This window comes from Streptomyces sp. NPDC026394, assembly GCF_055567735.1.
In genome coordinates this window covers 1-16,782 of record NZ_JBVHPX010000032.1, presented here as the reverse complement: position 1 = coordinate 16,782, position 16,782 = coordinate 1, and the positions used below count along the sequence as shown (strand labels likewise).

Below are 16,782 nucleotides of genomic sequence, written 5' to 3'. Positions count from 1 at the left end.
TGCCGCTTCACTGACCGCGCTCGGCGCCGGCTGGCCACACGATGTCCAGCGGCAGGCCGGCCCGGCGTGCGTCTGCCACGGTGTCCGCAGTACCGCCTCCTTTCCCCGAGGGCGGGGTGCCGTCCCAGACGGCGACCAGCCGGTCCGCCCGTTGCAAGAGCGCGCGGTTGGCGGCCGCGTACGCTTCGCGGTTCGCCGTGGTGTGCGGCATGACCACGACATCGTCCGCGGCGTCGAGCAGGCGGTCGAAGGTCGGCGCGTGGTCGGGCTTGACCTTGGTCTGCCGGTAATCGCGGCAGGGCAGGACGGCGCACAGGCTGCCGCCGGCTTCCAGCACAGCGTCAGCGAACACGCTGTCGGCCCCGCGTGCCAGGCACGAGACGCCGACGAGGCCGGTGTCGGCGTAGGGGGCCAGCAACTCGCGCAGGGCCCGGCGCAGGCGGCAAGCGGTGGCCGGGGTGATGTCCATGTGGCCGGTGACCGCGATGGTCGGCATAGAGCGGGCCCTTTCAGCTCGGCAGCAGTTCGCGGATCCTACTGCGGACCTCGCGCACCGGCCGGGACGTGTCGCGTCCCACGGTGTAGGGGTACAGGCGGCGCAGCTGGGCGATCACCCGGTGCGAGCCGGTGTGCGAGGCGGCGTCCAGCGCCCGGTGAGTTTGGGGCACCGCTTGGGTGAGGTCGCCGGCGAGGAAGTGCACCTCGGCGAGACCGATCTGGTCCAGGGCATGGCCGCGTCCTGCTTCTGGGCCGCGCTGTCGCAGCGCCCGGCGGATGCGGTCCGCGGCGGCTTCGGCGTGGGCGCGGGGATCGTGCCGGGCCAGGTCGAGCAGCCGTCCTCCGGTGACGCCGTCCAGCTCGGCCTGGTCGAAGTAGGCGATCCAGTACGGTTCGTGGCTGTCCGCGGCGGCGAGGTGTTCTTGGGCCTGGGCGGTGGCGCGCTGGAAGGCGGCCGGGCGCCCGAGGGCGGCGAGCGCCCATGCTTCGCGGGTGTGCAGCATGGCGCGCAGCCGATGGCCCGCCGCGGTGCGCGTGCCGTCCTGGGCGAGGCGGACGAGTTCGAGGGCGTCGTGGGGCCGGTCGCAGTAGAGCATCTGCCGTGCCATGCTGGCCAAGACGTTGGCGCCGAAGAGCGGGTCGCCGCCGGCGTGGGCGGCGCGTACGGCCAGCCGGTAGTAGTCCTGGGCCTGCCGCTGCATCGCGCAGTCCCAGGCCATGGTCGCCGCCGTGCCCGCGAGCTGGGCCATCACCCGGTGAAGCCGGATCTGGATCGTGTCTTTCTGGTGTTCCTCCAGGTGCGCCGTGACCTCCGCCAGCTGTCCGAGGACGGCCTTGCGTCGCAGTCCGCCGCCGTAGCGGCGACCCCACTGGCGAAAGGCACGCGCGGTATCTTCCAGCTCTTCGACATCCCGGACACCGAGCCGCCCGTACGGCCGGTGAACATCGGTGGTGCCGGGCGACTGCAGCCACCCCTCCAGCGAGTCGAGCAGCGGCGCGCCCGTGATGGCCGCGGTGGCCAGGGCTCGGGTGGCAGCGCGGCGGTCCATCACCAGAGAGCTCCTCGTCAAGCGGGCCGCCATCTCTACGGTGGCGGTCGGCCGCCACCAGGAGAGGCCGGCGACAGGCGGTGGTACCGCATGCTCCGGCGCCGGGGCAGCGTCAGCGGGGGCCTCCCAGGGCCGCGGGGCCAGCCCGAGCAGGTGCCCGGGGATGCGCAGACCGTCGGCGATGCGGCAGATGACGTCGAAGTGGGTGATGCGGTGCGTCCCCTTCACGGTGGCGCTGACCTTTGCCGGGCTGAGGCGGCACACCGCGGCGATGTGGTTCTGGGAATGACCGCCGTACTTCTTGATCAGAGTGAAGGCAGCGGCGAAGTCGTGCTCTGTCAAGGCTCGTCGGAGGTCCTCGCGGTGCAGGACATCGGGAGCCAGCGGACCGGGGGGCGGGGCGTTCATCGGACCAGCTTCCGGACGATCGGACATACGAGTAGGGGCCAGCTCATCATGTCAACGCGGGGGTTACCGGCTCGGTAACCCTTCTCGGGTATACCGGAACCGGCCGCAGCGGTCGATGCTCAAGGCACCACAAGAACCGCTGAGGGGACTCCATGGCCGCGCCGCTCGCCTTCGTCTACGACCGCAACGTGACCAGGATCAGCTGTGTACTTGATCGGCGGGTCGCTGAAAGCCGTGCGTACGCCCGACGGCGTGGCTGGCAGGTCGCGGACGTCTGGATCGACCGCGGGGATGCTGCGCTGAGCACCGAGCGTCCGGCGTTCACCGCGCTGCTGGACAAGCTGGGCTCGCTGGCGCCGGCCGGGCCGGTGATCTGCCTGATCCATACCTGGCAGCGCCTCGCCTACGCCCCGCAGCAGCGCCTCGCTTTGCAGCAGAGCGTCGCGCGGGCCGGCGGGCACTGCGCGACCGCCTTCGGCGAGAACGACGCGCCGTCCGACTCCATGCTCGTCGCACGGACCGACACCTGACCAGCGCGGCAGGGCAAATTGCCGTGAGCTGGCGCCCGGTGCCCCTGCCCTGAGGACGGCATCGTGATGACGCACACCACGCCTTCGACCGAGCCTGCGGAACCCAGGCTGGACGCGCGCCCTGCCTGCTGGCCTGGCGCCGGCGGGCGGGCCAGGTGGAGCTGTACGCCCTTCGGCTCGGCACAATTCTGGCCGCGCGGGCGGCGGACCGCAGTACACAGGAACGGACCTGACGGGGCACGCTGCGCCGCTCCCGTGCGTCTTCGTGCGGCCCGGCAGCGGCGCCCACAGCCTCCTGTTCGGCTGTTCGCCGCACACCAAGACCACCGTGGCGGCACACTGGTGCGCTTCATCTGCCCCGCGAAACGGAGACCGGCACAGTGACCCTCACCCTCATCACCGACCACCCCGCCTGGACGGACGGCCCGCACGGCCAGCATGTGCGCCTGGTCGAGTACCGGGGCGTCCCCTGGCTCGCGGTGTGCTCACCGCCCCAGCCGCTCACGCTGCGCCCGGCCGGCGCGGACGGCGACGGCCAGGGCCCGCCGGTTGCGTCCGTGGCACACAGCGCCTTGCCCGCGCCCCGCACCGCTACATCCCTGGTGCAGCGGCTGGCCTCTTTGGGCACGGTGCAGCGGCTGGCGAACCCCAGCCTGTGGGACGCGATCACCACCGCAATCCTGCGGCAGGTCGTACGCGCCGACCAGGCCCGCCGGGTCTACCGCACCTGGTGCCACGAGCACGGCCCGGCCACGCCCACCGCCTCCGGCGCCCTGCCGCCGTGCCCGGCCCCCGAGACCGTACTGCGCCTGACCGATCAGCAGTTCGCCGATGCCGGTACCCGCTTCCATCACACTGCGCTGCGGGCCGCGGCCGCCGCCTACCGCGCACACCACCGCACCTGGGAAGAGCTCGGCCCGGACGACCTCGTCAAGGCCCTGCAAGAGGTACCGCGGATCGGCCCCTGGACGGCCGCGGCCGCGGCCGCCGACTACACCGGCGACTTCGCGGTCTACCCGCACGGCGATCTCGCGGTGCGCACCTGGGCCCGCCGCGCCGACCCCGGCCACCCCTTCCCCGACGGCGAGCGCGCCTTCAGCGCCTACTGGCGGCGCCTGGCCAACGAGGACCGCACCCACCTGCACGCTCTGACCCTGTTCACGCTGACCTGGGGGAGCCATGTCCGCACCGTACAGCCAGGAGACGCCCCGCACCCACCCGCTTGACCTCATCGCCGGCGCCGACCCGTCCCGCGCCCTGGACGCCCTGTTCGTCAACGCCCCGTTACGCGACTACGCCCTGCGCCCGCGGGTGAACGACTACACCCTGCCCGTGCTCGGCATGGCCTACATCGCCACCTACGCCCACCAGGCCGGGTTCAACGTCGGCGTGCTGGACGCCGAGGCCCACGGCCTGGGCCTGGCGCAGACCACCGACCTGATCAACGCCGCCCGCCCGCGGTGGGTCGGCATGAACCTGCTGGCCCCGACGTACGAGCTGTCCGCCCGCATCGCGGCCCATCTCGCCGACGACATCGCCCTGGTCGTCGGCGGGCACCATGCCAAGGCCCTGCCGCAGCGCATCCTCGCCGACCCGCGCATGACCGGCGTGCACGCCCTGGTCATCGGCGAAGGCGAGACCCGCACCGCCGCGCTGCTGGAGGATGCCCGGCGCCGCACCGAACTCCCTGGCGTGCTGTGGCGCGACCGGCTGCTGCACACCACCGCCCGGGGCATCGCAGCGCCCGGAACCGCCGGACGTCATCTGGCCCCGGACATCGACGCGCTGCCGTTCGTGGACCGCCGTTATCTGCCGCAGGACCCCTACACCGCCCCCGACGGCCGGATCGAGGCCAACATCGTCGGCAGCCGCGGCTGCCCCTACGACTGCGGGTTCTGCGGCGCGGCCGTCTCCGCCAACCCCGACATCAAGATCCGAACTCGCCGTCCGGACAACATCATCGCCGAGCTGGACGAGCTGAACGCCCGCTACGGTGCGACCGCCTTCCGCTTCGTCGACGACCTCTTCCTGGGCGCGGCCCGCATCATCCGCCCCGCCATGGACGCCTTCACCGCGCACCGCATCGGCGAACGCTACGTCTGGGACGCCACGGGGCGCATCAACGTCCTGCACCGCGCCGACGACGCCCTGCTCGAGGCCCTGGGGTGCAACGGCCTGCGCGAAGTCGCCCTGGGCATCGAATCCGGCAGCGACCGCATCCTGGCCGCCATGGACAAGCGCATCACCGCCGCCATGACCAAGCACGTCGCCCGCCGTCTGCTGGAGCGCGGCATAAACGTCAAGGGCTACTTCATCCTCGGCTACCCCGGCGAACAGCGCGACGACCTGGCGGCCACCGTCCGGCATATCCACGCACTGTGGGGCCTGGCCGACCGGCTGCCGGGAAGTTTCCGCGCCTCCGTCTTCGAATTCCGGCCCTACCCGGGCACCCCCGTGTGGACCCAGCTGACCGCCGCCGGCCACGCCCCGGCCGACCTGCTCGCCTACGACGACGTCGACCTCACCGGCCACGGCGCCGACCAGTCCATGCGCGCCCGCGACGAGTTCAACTTCAGCGTCGGCATCCAGTTCGGCGACGTCCCCCTGGCCACGCTGCGCACCACCCTGGCCACCCTGACCCGCCAACAGCACGCACGCCGGCCGGAGCTGGCAGCATGACCACACCCGCGCAACCTGGACGCTTTCTCACGCTGGACGGCCCCGGCGGCATCGGCAAGTCGACCACCCTTGCCGCCCTCGCCGCGCACCTGCGCCGCCTCGGCGAGACGGTCCACGCCACCACCGAGCCCTCCCACAGCCCGATCGGCCAGTTCACCCGCGCCCACGCCGACCACGTCCACGGCCGCGCCCTGGCCTGCTTGGTGGCCGCTGACCGCTACCACCACCTGTACACCGAGATACAGCCCCGCCTGGCCGCCGGCGAGACCGTCGTGTGCGACCGCTATCTGGCCTCCACCCTGGTTGTCCAGCGCCTCGACGACGTCCCCGAACCGTTCCTGCTCGCCCTCAACGCCGACATCCAGCTGCCCGACCTCGCCGTCCTGCTGACCGCGGCCCCCGAGACCATCGCCGCCCGCCTGACCCGCCGCGGTGCCCACCACCGCTTCGAGACGGACCCCAGCGTGTCCGCGCGCGAGGTCGCGCTCTACCGCGAGGCCGCCCGCACCCTCGAACGCCTGAGCGTCCGGGTCCTCGTCCTCGACACGAGCGTGCTCACCCCAACGGAGGCAGCTGCCCGAATCGTTGCCGCCGCGGGGCCGCGGGACACTACCGTCAAAGACCCCAACGGCCTCGACGAGCACACGGTGACCCCATGCCCACAGCAACCCCCATCGTCGACACCCACGTGATCCTGCGCGACGGCGACAAAGTCCTCCTGTCCCGGCGCGGCGGCCCCGCAGACAGCTACGGCCACGGCCGCTGGCACCTGCCCTCGGGCAAGCTCGATGCCGGCGAACCCCTCACCGTCGGCGCGGCCCGCGAGGCGCTGGAGGAAACCGGTATCACCATCGCCCCGGACCACCTGCGGCAAGTGCACGTCGTCCACCACCACCAGGCCCCCGGCGATGAACGCATCGGCTTCTTCTTCCTGGCCACCCGGTGGGAGGGCGAACCCGTCAACCGCGAGCCCGGCAAGTGCCTCGACCTCAGGTGGTTCGGCGTACACGACCTGCCCGAGGACTTCATCGAATACCCCGCCGCCGGCCTGCACGGCTACCTGAGCGAGGCCGCATCACCCACCTTCCACGGCTGGCCAGCGTCTCGGTGAACCGGCCAGGCCAGTGGTGCAGTCGTCAAGGAAAGGGCCCGCCTGTGCGGTGCGTCTCGCCGGGCGGGCCAGGTCGCAGTGTACCGGGTCCGCTCCGCTCAGCCGCGGAACGGACGCAGTCAGACAGCGAGAGCAAGGCTGCGTCGCGACACGACGGCAACGTCCTTCGCGGGCCCGAGCGGCCTGCCCCCGGCCGGAGAAGCCGGCCGGCCCAGACGTCAACGCGCCTGTCATCCCCCTTCCGGCCATTTCTTTCCGGGCCAGCCGCCTGGGCCTGACGACAGCGCCAAGATCAAGAGCGGCGAAAGCCGCGGTGCGGGTCCCGGGCCTGGCCGGGGCGGAAGGGATCGGACCAGTCCGCTGCGGCGAGATTGCCTCCCGGGCAGCCGGTGATCGGCCCGCGCTGGCCGTGGGCCGGGTGGTCTTTCCTGGTTGGTCAGGCCAGAACACCTGCGCATTGCGGCGAGGCCGCGGAGCTGGGGCGTGGTCCGTCCGCAACGCAGCCACGGACGGCACCTGCGCGGTGGCTGCGACGAGCACGGCGGGCACGGTTGCGGCTGCCGACGAGTCCGGTCCAGCGGTATCGGCCGCATGGCGACGGAGCAGGCGCAGGGTGACGGCGACCGCCACGACCGTTGACGGGACCGGAGCAGGTGCTTGCCCGTACGGCCGGGCTGGGTCCGGTGTAGGACCAAGTGCCCGCCCGGTGCATCAGCGATTCGGCCAGGCCGGGGGTTCGTCCGTGGCACCGTGGCGGTGAGCGGTGTGGCGCGGCAGATGTACCGCAGGGTGGGGCATGGTGGGCAGTGGGTGCGGTGGCCGGCCGTAGCGGCATACCGGCTGCCTCGGCAATGCGGCCCGGCTTCCACGACAGGAGCACGGAATGACCTACACGGAGCGGTTGCGGCAGCAGCTGCTTGCGCAAGCGCAACCCCGCGATCACTGGGACCGTCCCGGCGGCGACTGGGAAGGACATCCGTGCCGGCCCCCTTTGCTGGTGTGTTCCCGACGTTTTGAGGCCAACAGCGCCTACCGGATCGGGTCCAAAGCCCTGCACCGCGGCGAGAACGAGACAGCCGCGTCCTTGTTTCACTGTGCCCTGGAGGCCCGGCACCCGGGAGCGGCCTTTCGTCTGCTCGCCGCTGCCGCTCGCCGCAGCGCAGCAGCCCACCAGCAGGGAAACGGACACCTGCTGGGAATGCGCGCCGCCGTCCGGTACCTGCGGCGTGCAGCCGCCTGGGGCCACGGCGACGCCCGGCAACTGCTGGACTGGATCGGCTCGCCGCCCACCGGCCCGGGACCGCACCAGCCGAATGGCGAGGCAGCGCAGAACCCTACCACCGGCTACACACCCCAGGACCAGGACTTCTACCCCGAAGTCCACCTGTTCCTCTGCCACTTGATGATGGCGGGTCCCGCTGAACCCGCCCGGCCGACACAGTGAAGGCGTGAACGGTCGGCGCAGTCATTTCCGCGAGCCAGGTCCCGGCGGGCCGGCGTCCGCACGGCAGCCGAGCTGCCGCCCGCTCTGTTCCATCCGGCCCGCAGCTGGCTGGTGAGGTCCTGGCTAAGGGGGCGGACGTGTATCAGCCCTGGACTGGTGTGGCCTGGGCCGGCCGCTGCCGGTCTGATGTACGGCAGGTCCCAGGTCCAGCGAGGCTGCGTGCAGCGGCTGAAGTGCAGGTTCCCATGCCGGTTCTGGGGAAGAGCTGGCGCAGCCGCGGTTCGGCGTAGGCCGCCGCGACCAAGGCGGCGCTGACTCGGTCGGATGCGAGCAGTTTCTGCCGTGCTGCCTGCGTCAGGTCCGCTGGCTGGGTATCCGCCGTCGTCTTTGCATTCTGTACGGCGGCGGTGGTGCATGCGTGGCCGGGCGGGAGGGCGTTGCGCGACCAGACCGTGATGCGTCACAGCAGTGTGGCCGCCTCGCCCGGGCGGCTGGCTGTCTCCGGCGGCCGTCGGTGAGCTCTCATGCTTGCGCTCGCCCGCTTGTGCGGTGTTGCGTCGAGGACACGTCCGGCGCTGTCATGCTTCGCGCTCAGCGGTCCGTTGTCGGAGTGTCGCTGGGGTTGCGTTTGGCGGGGAACCGGCTCACGTCCGCCATCCGGCACACGATCTTGCCGGAGGCGGCCGTCTTTCCCCGCACCGTCGTTATCCCCCGGTGCCCGGCCGCGAGATCCGTCTTCATGGCGGTGCCCACCCCCAGCGCCGTTTCATCGGAGGCAAAGAACTCCACGGCGAGCATGTAGGTGGTGGGGCGCTCGCTGTGGTTGCTGATCTCCACCTTGGCGGTCGGCCTGCCCGTCAGCTCGTCCACGGTGCACGCGGTGATCTTCGTGTCCTTCTCGGGCGGTGCCTCGAAGGGCAGTTCCGCGGCTGATGCCGATGCGGCGCCCTTGGGATCCGGCGCATCGGCACTGCGGGATGTGCAGCCGGCGAGCGCTATGGCGCCCGTGATCAAGACGGGTGTCAGTGTGCGTAAGCGCATGGTTCTCCCATGACAGGTCTGGTGATGTCGGGGTAACCGTACGGTCGTGCGGGTGAGCTGGGGGGTTCGGTATCCATTTTGTGATCATGCATGCCCGGTGCCGGCGCTCTGGCGGCCGGCGGCCGGGGGGCGGTGCAGCGCGCGGCCCGGCCGCGGTAATGGTGCCGTACGGCGGTGTGCCCCAGCGCCGCGGTCGTCACTGCGGGACTGTGGCTGGTGTGGACACGCCCCCCAGGCCGCGCCGGTCTGTGCCGGCAGGCCGTGGGCGCGGAGTCTCGCAGGCAGCCTGCAGCGGTCTGACAGCTGCGGGGCTCAGGCGTCGATGCGCACCCAGGTATGGCCGGCGCGGAGAAACAGGGTGCCGTCGCGGCCCTGGCCGCAATGCATGACCACCCGCCCGGGCACCCGCACCCGCTCCTGGCTGATGGCGATACACACGTCGCCGACCAGCTCCGCGCGGGTCACGGTGGTCCTGCGCTTGTAGTGGTCGCGGCTGGTCAGGACCACCCGCGTGCCACGCACGGCGACTCCGTCGGGGACCTGCACCGGGCTGCGATAGCTCGCGACTTCGCCGGTGGAGGGTGTGATGCGGGTGAGGAAGGTTCCTTTGGGGCTGTACCAGACCAGCCACACCGATTCGCCTTCCGTGGCGGCCGTGCAGCCCTCCAGGGGCCAGTGGGGAAGTCTCCCCTTCGGTGCCCACGTCGCGATGCCCCGGGTGTTCCAGCCCGCCAGGCCGGCCGCGGACTCCGGGTGGTTGCCGTAGATGCCCTCGTCGCCGTAGGCGGTCCAGATGCCCCCGCTGCGGTCGGTGACCAGGGCCGGGATGTCATCACCGAGGCAGAAGGCACTCTCCGGCCGGCCCTCGGGAGAGTACACGACGGCGTTCTTCCACCAGGACCCCTCCGCGTCCCGGTGGGTACGGCCCGATGCCAGCAGGAACCGCGAGCCTGGGAGCAGGGCCAGATGGCTGGGCCGCATGTCGATCCCTTCGACCGGGATACGCCGCTGCTCCTGCCCGGAGGCGATGACCAGCTCTCCGTCGAACGGCGTCTGGGCACGCCATCCGATCCACCCGCGGGGATACGTGTCGCGGCTCAGGTACCGGCACTGGACCAGCATCACGGCGAGTTCACCGTCCGGGCCCACGGTCCACCACAGCGCACGCCGCCCCGCCTGGACGTCCTTGGGGGACAGCCGCCACACGACGGGCAGCTCGTCGAAGATCATAGTTATTCACCTTCGGGACCCCGGGAGCCTACGCCGCCCGAAGATCGCCACGTTACAGGTCGGGGCGCTCTCCACTCCCACCGGGAGGAGGGTCAGACCGGTGCCCGTTATGAAGCCGTCGAGGGGCTCGGGCCGGTACTGAAGACGTTTGAGCCGGTTGCGGACGAGGGCCTCCAGACGGTCGAGGGCCATGACGGCGAGGTTGGCCAGAGAGGGTTTGACGTGCGCCCATACCCACGCGACAGGGTTGAGGCCGGGCGAGTGGGCGGGCAGCAGGAACCCCGGCGGGCGACGCTCAGCTTGAGATTTAACCCGTGGGGCCTTGGGCACGTGGCTCGCATACTGGTCGAATGAGTTCGATCTCCACGCATCACCGGTTCCGGGATCCCCGGAGTGCGAAGTACGACTTCCTCACGTCGGTTCTCGTGCGCTGTCCCGGCTGCGGAAAGGTGGCGCACATCGGTACGACACCAGACGCGTCGGGGGTTTGCGACCAGAGTCTCTTCGCGCCAAGGCGTCTCGTTTGCCGGAGCTGCGGGATGGCGAAGGACTGGAGCCGTGGCGGTGTGGCCCTGCACCGGGGCCGGAACGCGCCGGTCACAGACCCGTACTTCGATGTCCGTCTCTGGCTGCAGACCGAGACCCGGCATGGGTGGGTGTGGGCTTACAACCTGGAACACCTGGACCTGATCAGACGATTCGTGCAGGCATCGCTGCGTGAGGGGATTGCTTGGAACGATCACGGCCGAAGGATGACCGTGGTGGCACGCCTGCCCGCATGGATGCAGCAGGCCAAGAACCGTGACGAGGTGCTGCGGGCCATCGCCCGCATCCACGCCTCACTGCTGCGCACCTAACGTTGCCTTTAGCCGGTTCGGCGCGGTCTTGTGCCGACCTTGTGGTGGGCGGGGCGGCGGTTTTTCGAACCCGGTGGCCGACCGGGGCCGGGACTGGATGGTTTCGGTGCACCGGCCGGTGAGCCGGCCCTCGTGCACAGGTTCCTGAACCCTCTGCGGACGCGGGCGGGTGTCAATTTGTGCGGCTCGGTCGGCTTCTCCCAGGGGCGGCGCAGATCGGCGGCGGCCTCGCGGGTGAGGCGGAGCTGGGTGTGGGCCGCGATCACGCAATGCCACGACGTTAAGAGCTCAGCCAGGATGTCAAGGCGGGTGAGATGCAGAGCGGCCTCTGCTATCCAGGGGATCGACCAAGATCTTCTTGAGAAAGCAGAGGCCCAGTGGGCAAGTCTGTCACGGCTGGAATCATTGATGTGTTCGCGCCTGGTCACATCGGTGAATTAACACAGGTCGTGCCCCCGGAGCTGGTGGACGCAGTTCTGGAGGAGACCGGGGCACGGGAACGCCGACTGCGGTGTCTGCCCTCCAGAGTCGGAGTGTATTTCGTTCTGGCTTTGGGACTGTTCGAGCATCTCGGCGCCCGACTTGTTTGGACGAAGCTCGTGGCGGGGCTAGCCGAGCCGGTCGCTGACCCCTCCGAGAAGGCACTTCGTGACCTGCGCCGACGGAGCGGCTCCGCCCCGGTCCAGAGGCTGTTCGAGGTGCTGGCAGGGCCGCTGGCCCAGCCGTCGACTCCCGGGGTGAGTTACCGACGATGGAGGACAGTCGCCTTCGACGGGTGCAGCAGCCTGATCGTCCCCAGCCACGAACGCAACTGGTCCTGGCTCGGCCGCCCCGCCAGCCGTCTCGGCGAAGCCGGCTACCCCAGACTGATGCTGATGACTCTGTGCGAGACCGGCACTCGCGGCCTCATCGCGGCAGCCTTCGGACCGGTGGCCAGAGGCGAGACGTATTACGCGCAACAGCTGGCACCGAATCTGATCCCGGACATGCTGCTCCTTGCGGACCGGGCCTTCCAACCAACGATCTGCTCACGCAGGTCGCGCACCAAGGCGCGCAGTTCCTGGTGCGCTGCACCAGCCGTCGGCACCCTCCCGTCCTGACCCTGCTGCCAGACGGTTCCTACCTAACGCGTGTGGCCGGCCTAGTCCTGCGCGTCATCGAAGCCGAGATCCGCACACGTGCCGCTGATGGCAGCACCTTCGGCGAGACATACCGGCTGTTGACCACGCTCACCGACCACCGCACCGACCCCGCTGACCAGCTCGTTCACCTCTACCATGAGCGCTGGGAGATCGAGTGCGCCTACCTGGCGCTGCGTCACACACTCCTCAAGAGCCGCGTTCTGCGTTCGAAGGATCCCGCCGGTCTCACACAGGAACTATGGGGACTGCTTACTCTCTACCAAGCCTTGCGATCCGTCATGGTCACGGCTATGGAGACCCGGTCCTGCAGCGATCCGGACCGGGCCTCCTTCATCGTCGCCCTGGAGGCCGCACGCGACACCGTTGCCGTCATGGTCAGCCCAATGGCGGCTTACAGCCCCGGCACCGCCGCCGAACTGGTCGGACACATCGGAAACCGGCTCTTGCACACCATGCTCCCCAAACGTCGCCTGCGGACCTCCGCCCGCGTGGCGAAGCGCGGCGTCTCCCGCTACCACACCTGGAATCAGGATCACCGCCCCCGCGACAGCACCCCTATCACTGCCATCAACATCACCATCCGTACCCCTGCTCTCCCAACCTCACTGGATCCGGCCCGCAAGCCATCCAGTCCCTGGGAACAGCTCTGCCAGATCTTCACCGCGCGCGCCAACCAACCCTTGCATGCTCACGAACTGGCCGACTACATGGGACTCACAGTGCTTCAGGCACGCAGGAACCTCACCTCCCAACTCTGCCTCTGGACTCGAAAAAGCCTGCTGACCCGCACTGCACCGAACACCTACAAGGTCACGCTCCCTGACACCTTGACACCATCTCCGGGGTCCTAACTTCGTGGCATTGCGCGATCACGAGCCACGTCCAGCGGTCCGCGGCCTCGGGGCTGCGGAGTCTGGGGCGGGTCCAGCCGAGCGTGGTCTTGATCATTCTGAAGGTGTGCTCCAGATCGAAGCGGCGCAGGAATGCCTGCCAGCGCAGGTCGATCCGGGCCGGTCATGCCGGTCCTGGAGGACCACAGCCACAGGGGCAGCGGTTCACGGTCGCCGGGCAGGTGGTCGACCTGCAAGCGGATCAGCGTGCCTTCGATGATGGGGAGGGCGGCGTCGTGATCGATCCAGGCGGAGCGGGTGGTCAGACGGGGGTGGAGGCGGTCCCAGGCCGTCGCCCGGATGGTGCCGTAGCGGTCGGTGATCTGCACGGTTGCCGCGTCCGGCTCGCCCTAGGTGCCGGGCTGGGCGAAGCGGAACTCCTTGCCGTGCCGGGGAGGGTGGCCGCCCTTGGGATAGGCCAAGGCGTACTCCTTGAGCGTGGGCGGCGGACGGCGCATCACCCGGTCCGACCGCATCCGTCCGAGCACCTCGACGGGCAGTCCGTCGAGGAGGTAGGCCATGCGCGGGGCGTCGTAGCCGGCGTCGAAGACGACCAGGATGTCGTCGTCCCCGGCTTCCCACTGGACACCGTCGATCAGGTCGGTGACGACGCGGCGGACCTGGGCCGCGGTGACCTCGGCGACATCGTCGTCGGGGCCGAGCCGGACCGCGTCCAGCAGCTGGCACCAGGAGGTGCGGCCCGTCTCCAGCGCGGCGACGAACGAGTACGGCCAGCCGGGGACGAACTGGTCACTGGAGCGTCCCGAGCGTCCGTAGACGTGGCAGAACAGGCGTTCCGGGCTGGTCGGGGCGTCAGGACGAAGCCAGTTGCTCACATCCACCGCCAGGACGAGCCGGTTGTCGGCGGCTTTGGGCTGCGGCAGCACGGCCAGAGCCCGTCGCAGGAGGGCGATATCGATACGGCCGCAGTTCAGCGCGTCGTACAGGGCGCCATGTCCGCGCCGGTGCTCGGCCAGCAGCGTCAGGTCCACTGGCGAGGTCACCGGGCCGCCCTCGCAGAGCATCGCGTCCGTGAGCTCGAACAAGGTGTCACCCCGCCGGGACAGGCATGCGTAGAAGTCCTCCCGAAAGTGGGACGTGAAGTCGAACGCCTCGTCCCGGGCATCGTGGTGCACCAGACTCACCCCTGCGGCCTTCGTATGAGTGCGGTTCTGTGACGGAACGCATGCTCATGCGGGGGCCGCCCTTCTGTCCGGCGAATGCCCAGGTGAGTGAGCCTGTGCGAGGCACTGTTCGAGGCCCGAGGTTAAGTAACAAGCTCAGGGCGCCTGTCGGTGGCCGGGCCCGTCCTGGGCGGTGCCGGGGAGCGTGATGATCGTGAGGGTGGCCCGGCAGAACATGCGCCAGCGCAGCCAGCGGCCGGGCAGCGGGGTGAAGCCGGTGACCATCCATGCCACCAGGCCGAGGGCGAGGGCGATCTGGACAGCAAGGAGCACGGGTGCGGGCATGAGCGCGGCCCTCCGGGAGGGAGGTTGAAGGTGCTGGCGGCGCCCGGCGTACCGGGGCGCGGGGGTCAGCGCTCGGGCCTGGGGGGCCGCTGCATCAGTGCGGCCGCGGCCTGGTCGAGGGTGACCTTCTCGTGCAGCAGGGCGCAGATCACGTCGGTGATCGGCATCTCGACGTCGTGGGCGCGGGCCAGAGCCGAGATCGCCTCCGCCGATTTGACGCCTTCGGTGGTCTGCCGGGTGGCGGCCGTCGCCTCCTCGGCGCTCAGCCCGCGGCCGAGGTTGATGCCGAAAGTTCGATTTCGCGACAGCGGCGACATGCAGGTGGCGACCAGGTCGCCGAGACCGGACAGGCCCGCGAGGGTGGCGGGGTGGGCGCCCATGGCGGTGGCCAGCCGGGTGGTCTCCGCCAGGCCGCGGGTGATGAGCAGGGCCTGCGCGTTGTGGCCCAGGCCCATCCCGGCGGCGATGCCGACCGCGAGCGCGATGACGTTTTTCACCGCCCCGCCCAGCTCGCAGCCGGTCACGTCGGCGCTGGTGTAGGGCCGGAAGTAGCCGGTGTGACACGCCTGCTGGAAACGGTGGGCGGTGTCCTCGTCGGCGCAGGCGACGGTGGCCGCGGCGGGCTGGCCGTCCATGATCTCGCGCGCGAGGTTCGGGCCGGACAGCACCGCGACCCGTTCCGCTCTGATGCCGGTCACCTCGGTGATGATCTCGCTCGCCCGCAGGTGGCTGCCCTGCTCAATCCCCTTGATCAGCGACACGATCACGGTGTCGCCTCCGATGAGCGGCGCCCACGCGGCGAGGTTGGTGCGCAGGCTCTGCGCGGGGATGGACAGCACCAGGAAGTCCGCGCCGTCCAGGGCGGCGGCCACATTCGTCGTCGCGGTCAGGGCGGCGGGCAGTTCGGTGTCCGGGAAGTAGCCCGGGTTGCGGCGGGTGGTGTTGATCGCGTCGGCGATCTCGCCGCGGCGGGCGTGCACGGTGACGCCGGTGCCGGCGTCGGCCAGGATCTTGGCCATGGCGGTGCCCCAGGACCCGGCCGAGAACACCGCAGCACGCGCGGAATGGCGCTGGCTCAGTCGCACTTCGGGGTCCTGTCGTCGGGGCGGCCGGGCCCGGCCATCGTAACGGCCCGGCCGGGCCCGGCTGGGGCGTTCGCGCCGCGCCGCACGCTCAGCGGGAGTGTGCGGCGGCCCGGCAGGGTGGGCAGCATCTGGTGCGCCTCTCCTCGTCCGTCCCGGCCTCAGAAGCCACCGGACGGCAGCGCAAGTCCGTGCGTTGGGGGCGTGCGTGCCGCATCTGCGGGGCATCAGCGAGGTTGATTGTGTCGGTTGGAAGCGGCAACGCGGGATGGCGAGTTCGGGGAACGCTTGAGGCTGTTCGGCTGCAGAAATGTCGGCGAGTTTCAGCAACACCAGGGCTCATCAGGGGACCCGCTCGCGATATTCGAGTGAAGGCGCGAGACGGGTGTGCATAGGGTAACTGGCGTGGATCCAGCTGACTTTTACACAGGCATCGTCGCAGAGCTCTACGGACCGCTGAAGTCCTTCTCCCAGGACTCCGAGCCCTATGCGGCCTTCATTCAGCAAACCGGCATGCCGGCCCTGGAACTGGGATGCGGGGACGGTGATCCTCTGCTGGAGCTGCGCCGACGTGGCCTGGAGGTGGAGGGCGTCGACTCCTCGGCGGACATGCTGGAGCGCCTCCGGCGCCGGGCAGACGAACAAGGCATCTCTACCACTGTGTTTCATCAGCGCATGGAGGCCCTAGACCTGCCCCGCCGATACCGGGCGATCTTCCTCGCCGGGCCCACCTTCACCCTGCTCCCTGACGACGACGCCGCGTTTGCCGCCCTGCGCGGCATCCGTGCCCACCTGGCGGAGGGCGGCATCGCCTTGGTGCCCCTGTTCACCCCCGAACCGACGCCAGCAGCACAGATCGGTCGCGTGCGCACGGCCACCGCACCCGACGGCGCCGAGCTTCGGGTGTCCGTCGTCGACGAACAGCGCGACGAGGCAGCTCGGACGCAGACGACGCTTCTGCGCTATGAACGCCACCACGGATCAGACAGCAGCGTTGTGGAGCGGCCGTGGGTCTTGCACTGGTATACCCGCGATGGGTTCGAGGAACTGGCCACGGCCGCCGGCCTGGCCGTGACAGCGGTCACCGATCAGCACGGCAAGTCCGCTCCCTCCAGCGCCACCGCCGTGCAATTCCGGCTCCAAGCCGCCGCCTGACCACCTCCTTTGAGCAGGGGTGGGGACCGGACACCGGGCATCGCCCGCCGTGCCGGTCCCCACCGTGCTAAGTACTGCAACGGTGCTTGCCGTGACTGGTGACCAGGATCAGGGGCTGTGCCCGCGTTGCTTGTAGTGACTGTTGCGGGCTTGGTGCTGGCGCCGTCGACGCCAGTGTGACCAGTACAGGATGTGCT

17 protein-coding genes and 3 pseudogenes are annotated in these 16,782 nt (G+C 70.2%); 10 read left to right on the top strand and 10 right to left on the bottom strand.

What is annotated here, in order from left to right:
• Nucleotides 1-7: 7 nt before the first annotated feature.
• Both ACZ4QV_RS38685 and ACZ4QV_RS38680 read right to left on the bottom strand, forming a co-directional pair.
• Nucleotides 8-496, bottom strand: a complete 489-nt coding sequence (locus tag ACZ4QV_RS38685; protein ID WP_467764132.1) for a hypothetical protein — start codon at nucleotides 494-496, stop codon at nucleotides 8-10.
• Nucleotides 497-509: 13 nt separating this feature from the next.
• Nucleotides 510-1,955, bottom strand: coding sequence for a hypothetical protein (locus tag ACZ4QV_RS38680; protein ID WP_467764131.1), 1,446 nt, complete (start codon nucleotides 1,953-1,955; stop codon nucleotides 510-512).
• 152 nt (nucleotides 1,956-2,107) lie between these two features.
• On the opposite strand from ACZ4QV_RS38680, the gene ACZ4QV_RS38675 reads away from it, so the two are divergent.
• From ACZ4QV_RS38675 to ACZ4QV_RS38650, 6 genes are all read left to right on the top strand, one after another.
• Nucleotides 2,108-2,485, top strand: coding sequence for a recombinase family protein (locus tag ACZ4QV_RS38675; RefSeq protein WP_467764130.1), 378 nt, complete (start codon nucleotides 2,108-2,110; stop codon nucleotides 2,483-2,485).
• Nucleotides 2,486-2,865: 380 nt separating this feature from the next.
• Complete coding sequence (locus ACZ4QV_RS38670) at nucleotides 2,866-3,711, top strand: DNA glycosylase family protein (protein ID WP_467764129.1); 846 nt, start codon at nucleotides 2,866-2,868, stop codon at nucleotides 3,709-3,711.
• Entirely contained in the window at nucleotides 3,665-5,164 is a 1,500-nt protein-coding gene (locus ACZ4QV_RS38665) for a B12-binding domain-containing radical SAM protein (RefSeq protein WP_467764128.1), read from the top strand. Before ACZ4QV_RS38670 ends, ACZ4QV_RS38665 begins: the two co-directional genes overlap by 47 nt.
• The gene (gene tmk, locus ACZ4QV_RS38660; protein WP_467764127.1) at nucleotides 5,161-5,856 is read left to right on the top strand and encodes a dTMP kinase; all 696 of its coding nucleotides are present in this window, start codon (nucleotides 5,161-5,163) and stop codon (nucleotides 5,854-5,856) included. Before ACZ4QV_RS38665 ends, tmk begins: the two co-directional genes overlap by 4 nt.
• The gene (locus tag ACZ4QV_RS38655) at nucleotides 5,820-6,275 is read left to right on the top strand and encodes an NUDIX hydrolase (RefSeq protein ID WP_467764126.1); all 456 of its coding nucleotides are present in this window, start codon (nucleotides 5,820-5,822) and stop codon (nucleotides 6,273-6,275) included. Before tmk ends, ACZ4QV_RS38655 begins: the two co-directional genes overlap by 37 nt.
• Nucleotides 6,276-7,158: 883 nt before the next feature.
• Nucleotides 7,159-7,719 carry a hypothetical protein gene (locus ACZ4QV_RS38650; protein ID WP_467764125.1) on the top strand — a complete coding sequence of 187 codons (561 nt, stop codon included), beginning with the start codon at nucleotides 7,159-7,161 and terminating at the stop codon, nucleotides 7,717-7,719.
• Between the two features lie 142 nt (nucleotides 7,720-7,861).
• On the opposite strand, the gene ACZ4QV_RS38645 is transcribed toward ACZ4QV_RS38650, so the two are convergent.
• The 4 genes and pseudogenes from ACZ4QV_RS38645 to ACZ4QV_RS38630 form a co-directional block, all read right to left on the bottom strand.
• Nucleotides 7,862-8,023, bottom strand: a complete 162-nt coding sequence (locus ACZ4QV_RS38645; protein ID WP_467764124.1) for a hypothetical protein — start codon at nucleotides 8,021-8,023, stop codon at nucleotides 7,862-7,864.
• Between the two features lie 287 nt (nucleotides 8,024-8,310).
• Nucleotides 8,311-8,733 (bottom strand): hypothetical protein, encoded by a 423-nt coding sequence (locus ACZ4QV_RS38640; protein WP_467764123.1) that lies wholly within the window; start codon nucleotides 8,731-8,733, stop codon nucleotides 8,311-8,313.
• Nucleotides 8,734-9,072: 339 nt separating this feature from the next.
• Complete coding sequence (locus ACZ4QV_RS38635; protein ID WP_467764122.1) at nucleotides 9,073-9,990, bottom strand: hypothetical protein; 918 nt, start codon at nucleotides 9,988-9,990, stop codon at nucleotides 9,073-9,075.
• 87 nt (nucleotides 9,991-10,077) lie between these two features.
• Nucleotides 10,078-10,272, bottom strand: a pseudogene (locus tag ACZ4QV_RS38630) (IS630 family transposase); the annotation flags it as partial.
• Nucleotides 10,273-10,340: 68 nt separating this feature from the next.
• On the opposite strand from ACZ4QV_RS38630, the gene ACZ4QV_RS38625 reads away from it, so the two are divergent.
• Entirely contained in the window at nucleotides 10,341-10,847 is a 507-nt protein-coding gene (locus tag ACZ4QV_RS38625) for a hypothetical protein (protein WP_467764121.1), read from the top strand.
• A gap of 8 nt (nucleotides 10,848-10,855) precedes the next feature.
• Here ACZ4QV_RS38625 and ACZ4QV_RS38620 read toward each other — a convergent pair.
• Nucleotides 10,856-11,113, bottom strand: a pseudogene (locus tag ACZ4QV_RS38620) (NF041680 family putative transposase); the annotation flags it as partial.
• 111 nt (nucleotides 11,114-11,224) lie between these two features.
• Between ACZ4QV_RS38620 and ACZ4QV_RS38615 the strand changes: the two are divergent.
• Both ACZ4QV_RS38615 and ACZ4QV_RS38610 read left to right on the top strand, forming a co-directional pair.
• Nucleotides 11,225-11,947 carry a transposase domain-containing protein gene (locus tag ACZ4QV_RS38615; RefSeq protein WP_467764120.1) on the top strand — a complete coding sequence of 241 codons (723 nt, stop codon included), beginning with the start codon at nucleotides 11,225-11,227 and terminating at the stop codon, nucleotides 11,945-11,947.
• Entirely contained in the window at nucleotides 11,911-12,840 is a 930-nt protein-coding gene (locus ACZ4QV_RS38610; RefSeq protein WP_467764119.1) for a transposase, read from the top strand. Before ACZ4QV_RS38615 ends, ACZ4QV_RS38610 begins: the two co-directional genes overlap by 37 nt.
• Here the strand turns inward: ACZ4QV_RS38610 and ACZ4QV_RS38605 are convergent.
• From ACZ4QV_RS38605 to ACZ4QV_RS38595, 3 genes and pseudogenes are all read right to left on the bottom strand, one after another.
• Nucleotides 12,836-14,024 (bottom strand): annotated as a pseudogene (locus ACZ4QV_RS38605) (NF041680 family putative transposase); the annotation flags it as partial. The gene ACZ4QV_RS38610 and the pseudogene ACZ4QV_RS38605 sit on opposite strands and share 5 nt — an antisense overlap.
• A gap of 135 nt (nucleotides 14,025-14,159) precedes the next feature.
• The gene (locus ACZ4QV_RS38600; protein ID WP_361157716.1) at nucleotides 14,160-14,348 is read right to left on the bottom strand and encodes a hypothetical protein; all 189 of its coding nucleotides are present in this window, start codon (nucleotides 14,346-14,348) and stop codon (nucleotides 14,160-14,162) included.
• Between the two features lie 65 nt (nucleotides 14,349-14,413).
• Complete coding sequence (locus ACZ4QV_RS38595; protein ID WP_467764185.1) at nucleotides 14,414-15,427, bottom strand: NAD(P)H-dependent glycerol-3-phosphate dehydrogenase; 1,014 nt, start codon at nucleotides 15,425-15,427, stop codon at nucleotides 14,414-14,416.
• A 408-nt stretch (nucleotides 15,428-15,835) separates the two neighbouring features.
• Here ACZ4QV_RS38595 and ACZ4QV_RS38590 point away from each other — a divergent pair, with 408 nt between their 5' ends.
• Nucleotides 15,836-16,585: a class I SAM-dependent methyltransferase gene (locus tag ACZ4QV_RS38590; protein ID WP_361157719.1), complete on the top strand. Its 750-nt coding sequence runs from the start codon at nucleotides 15,836-15,838 to the stop codon at nucleotides 16,583-16,585.
• Nucleotides 16,586-16,782 lie beyond the last annotated feature (197 nt).

Coding starts and splice junctions, on each gene's coding strand:
- ACZ4QV_RS38685 (WP_467764132.1), bottom strand. CDS start 496: ATGCCGACCATCGCGGTCACCGGCCACATGGACATCACCCCGGCCACC.
- ACZ4QV_RS38680 (WP_467764131.1), bottom strand. CDS start 1,955: ATGAACGCCCCGCCCCCCGGTCCGCTGGCTCCCGATGTCCTGCACCGC.
- ACZ4QV_RS38675 (WP_467764130.1), top strand. CDS start 2,108: ATGGCCGCGCCGCTCGCCTTCGTCTACGACCGCAACGTGACCAGGATC.
- ACZ4QV_RS38665 (WP_467764128.1), top strand. CDS start 3,665: ATGTCCGCACCGTACAGCCAGGAGACGCCCCGCACCCACCCGCTTGAC.
- tmk (WP_467764127.1), top strand. CDS start 5,161: ATGACCACACCCGCGCAACCTGGACGCTTTCTCACGCTGGACGGCCCC.
- ACZ4QV_RS38655 (WP_467764126.1), top strand. CDS start 5,820: ATGCCCACAGCAACCCCCATCGTCGACACCCACGTGATCCTGCGCGAC.
- ACZ4QV_RS38650 (WP_467764125.1), top strand. CDS start 7,159: ATGACCTACACGGAGCGGTTGCGGCAGCAGCTGCTTGCGCAAGCGCAA.
- ACZ4QV_RS38635 (WP_467764122.1), bottom strand. CDS start 9,990: ATGATCTTCGACGAGCTGCCCGTCGTGTGGCGGCTGTCCCCCAAGGAC.
- ACZ4QV_RS38625 (WP_467764121.1), top strand. CDS start 10,341: ATGAGTTCGATCTCCACGCATCACCGGTTCCGGGATCCCCGGAGTGCG.
- ACZ4QV_RS38600 (WP_361157716.1), bottom strand. CDS start 14,348: ATGCCCGCACCCGTGCTCCTTGCTGTCCAGATCGCCCTCGCCCTCGGC.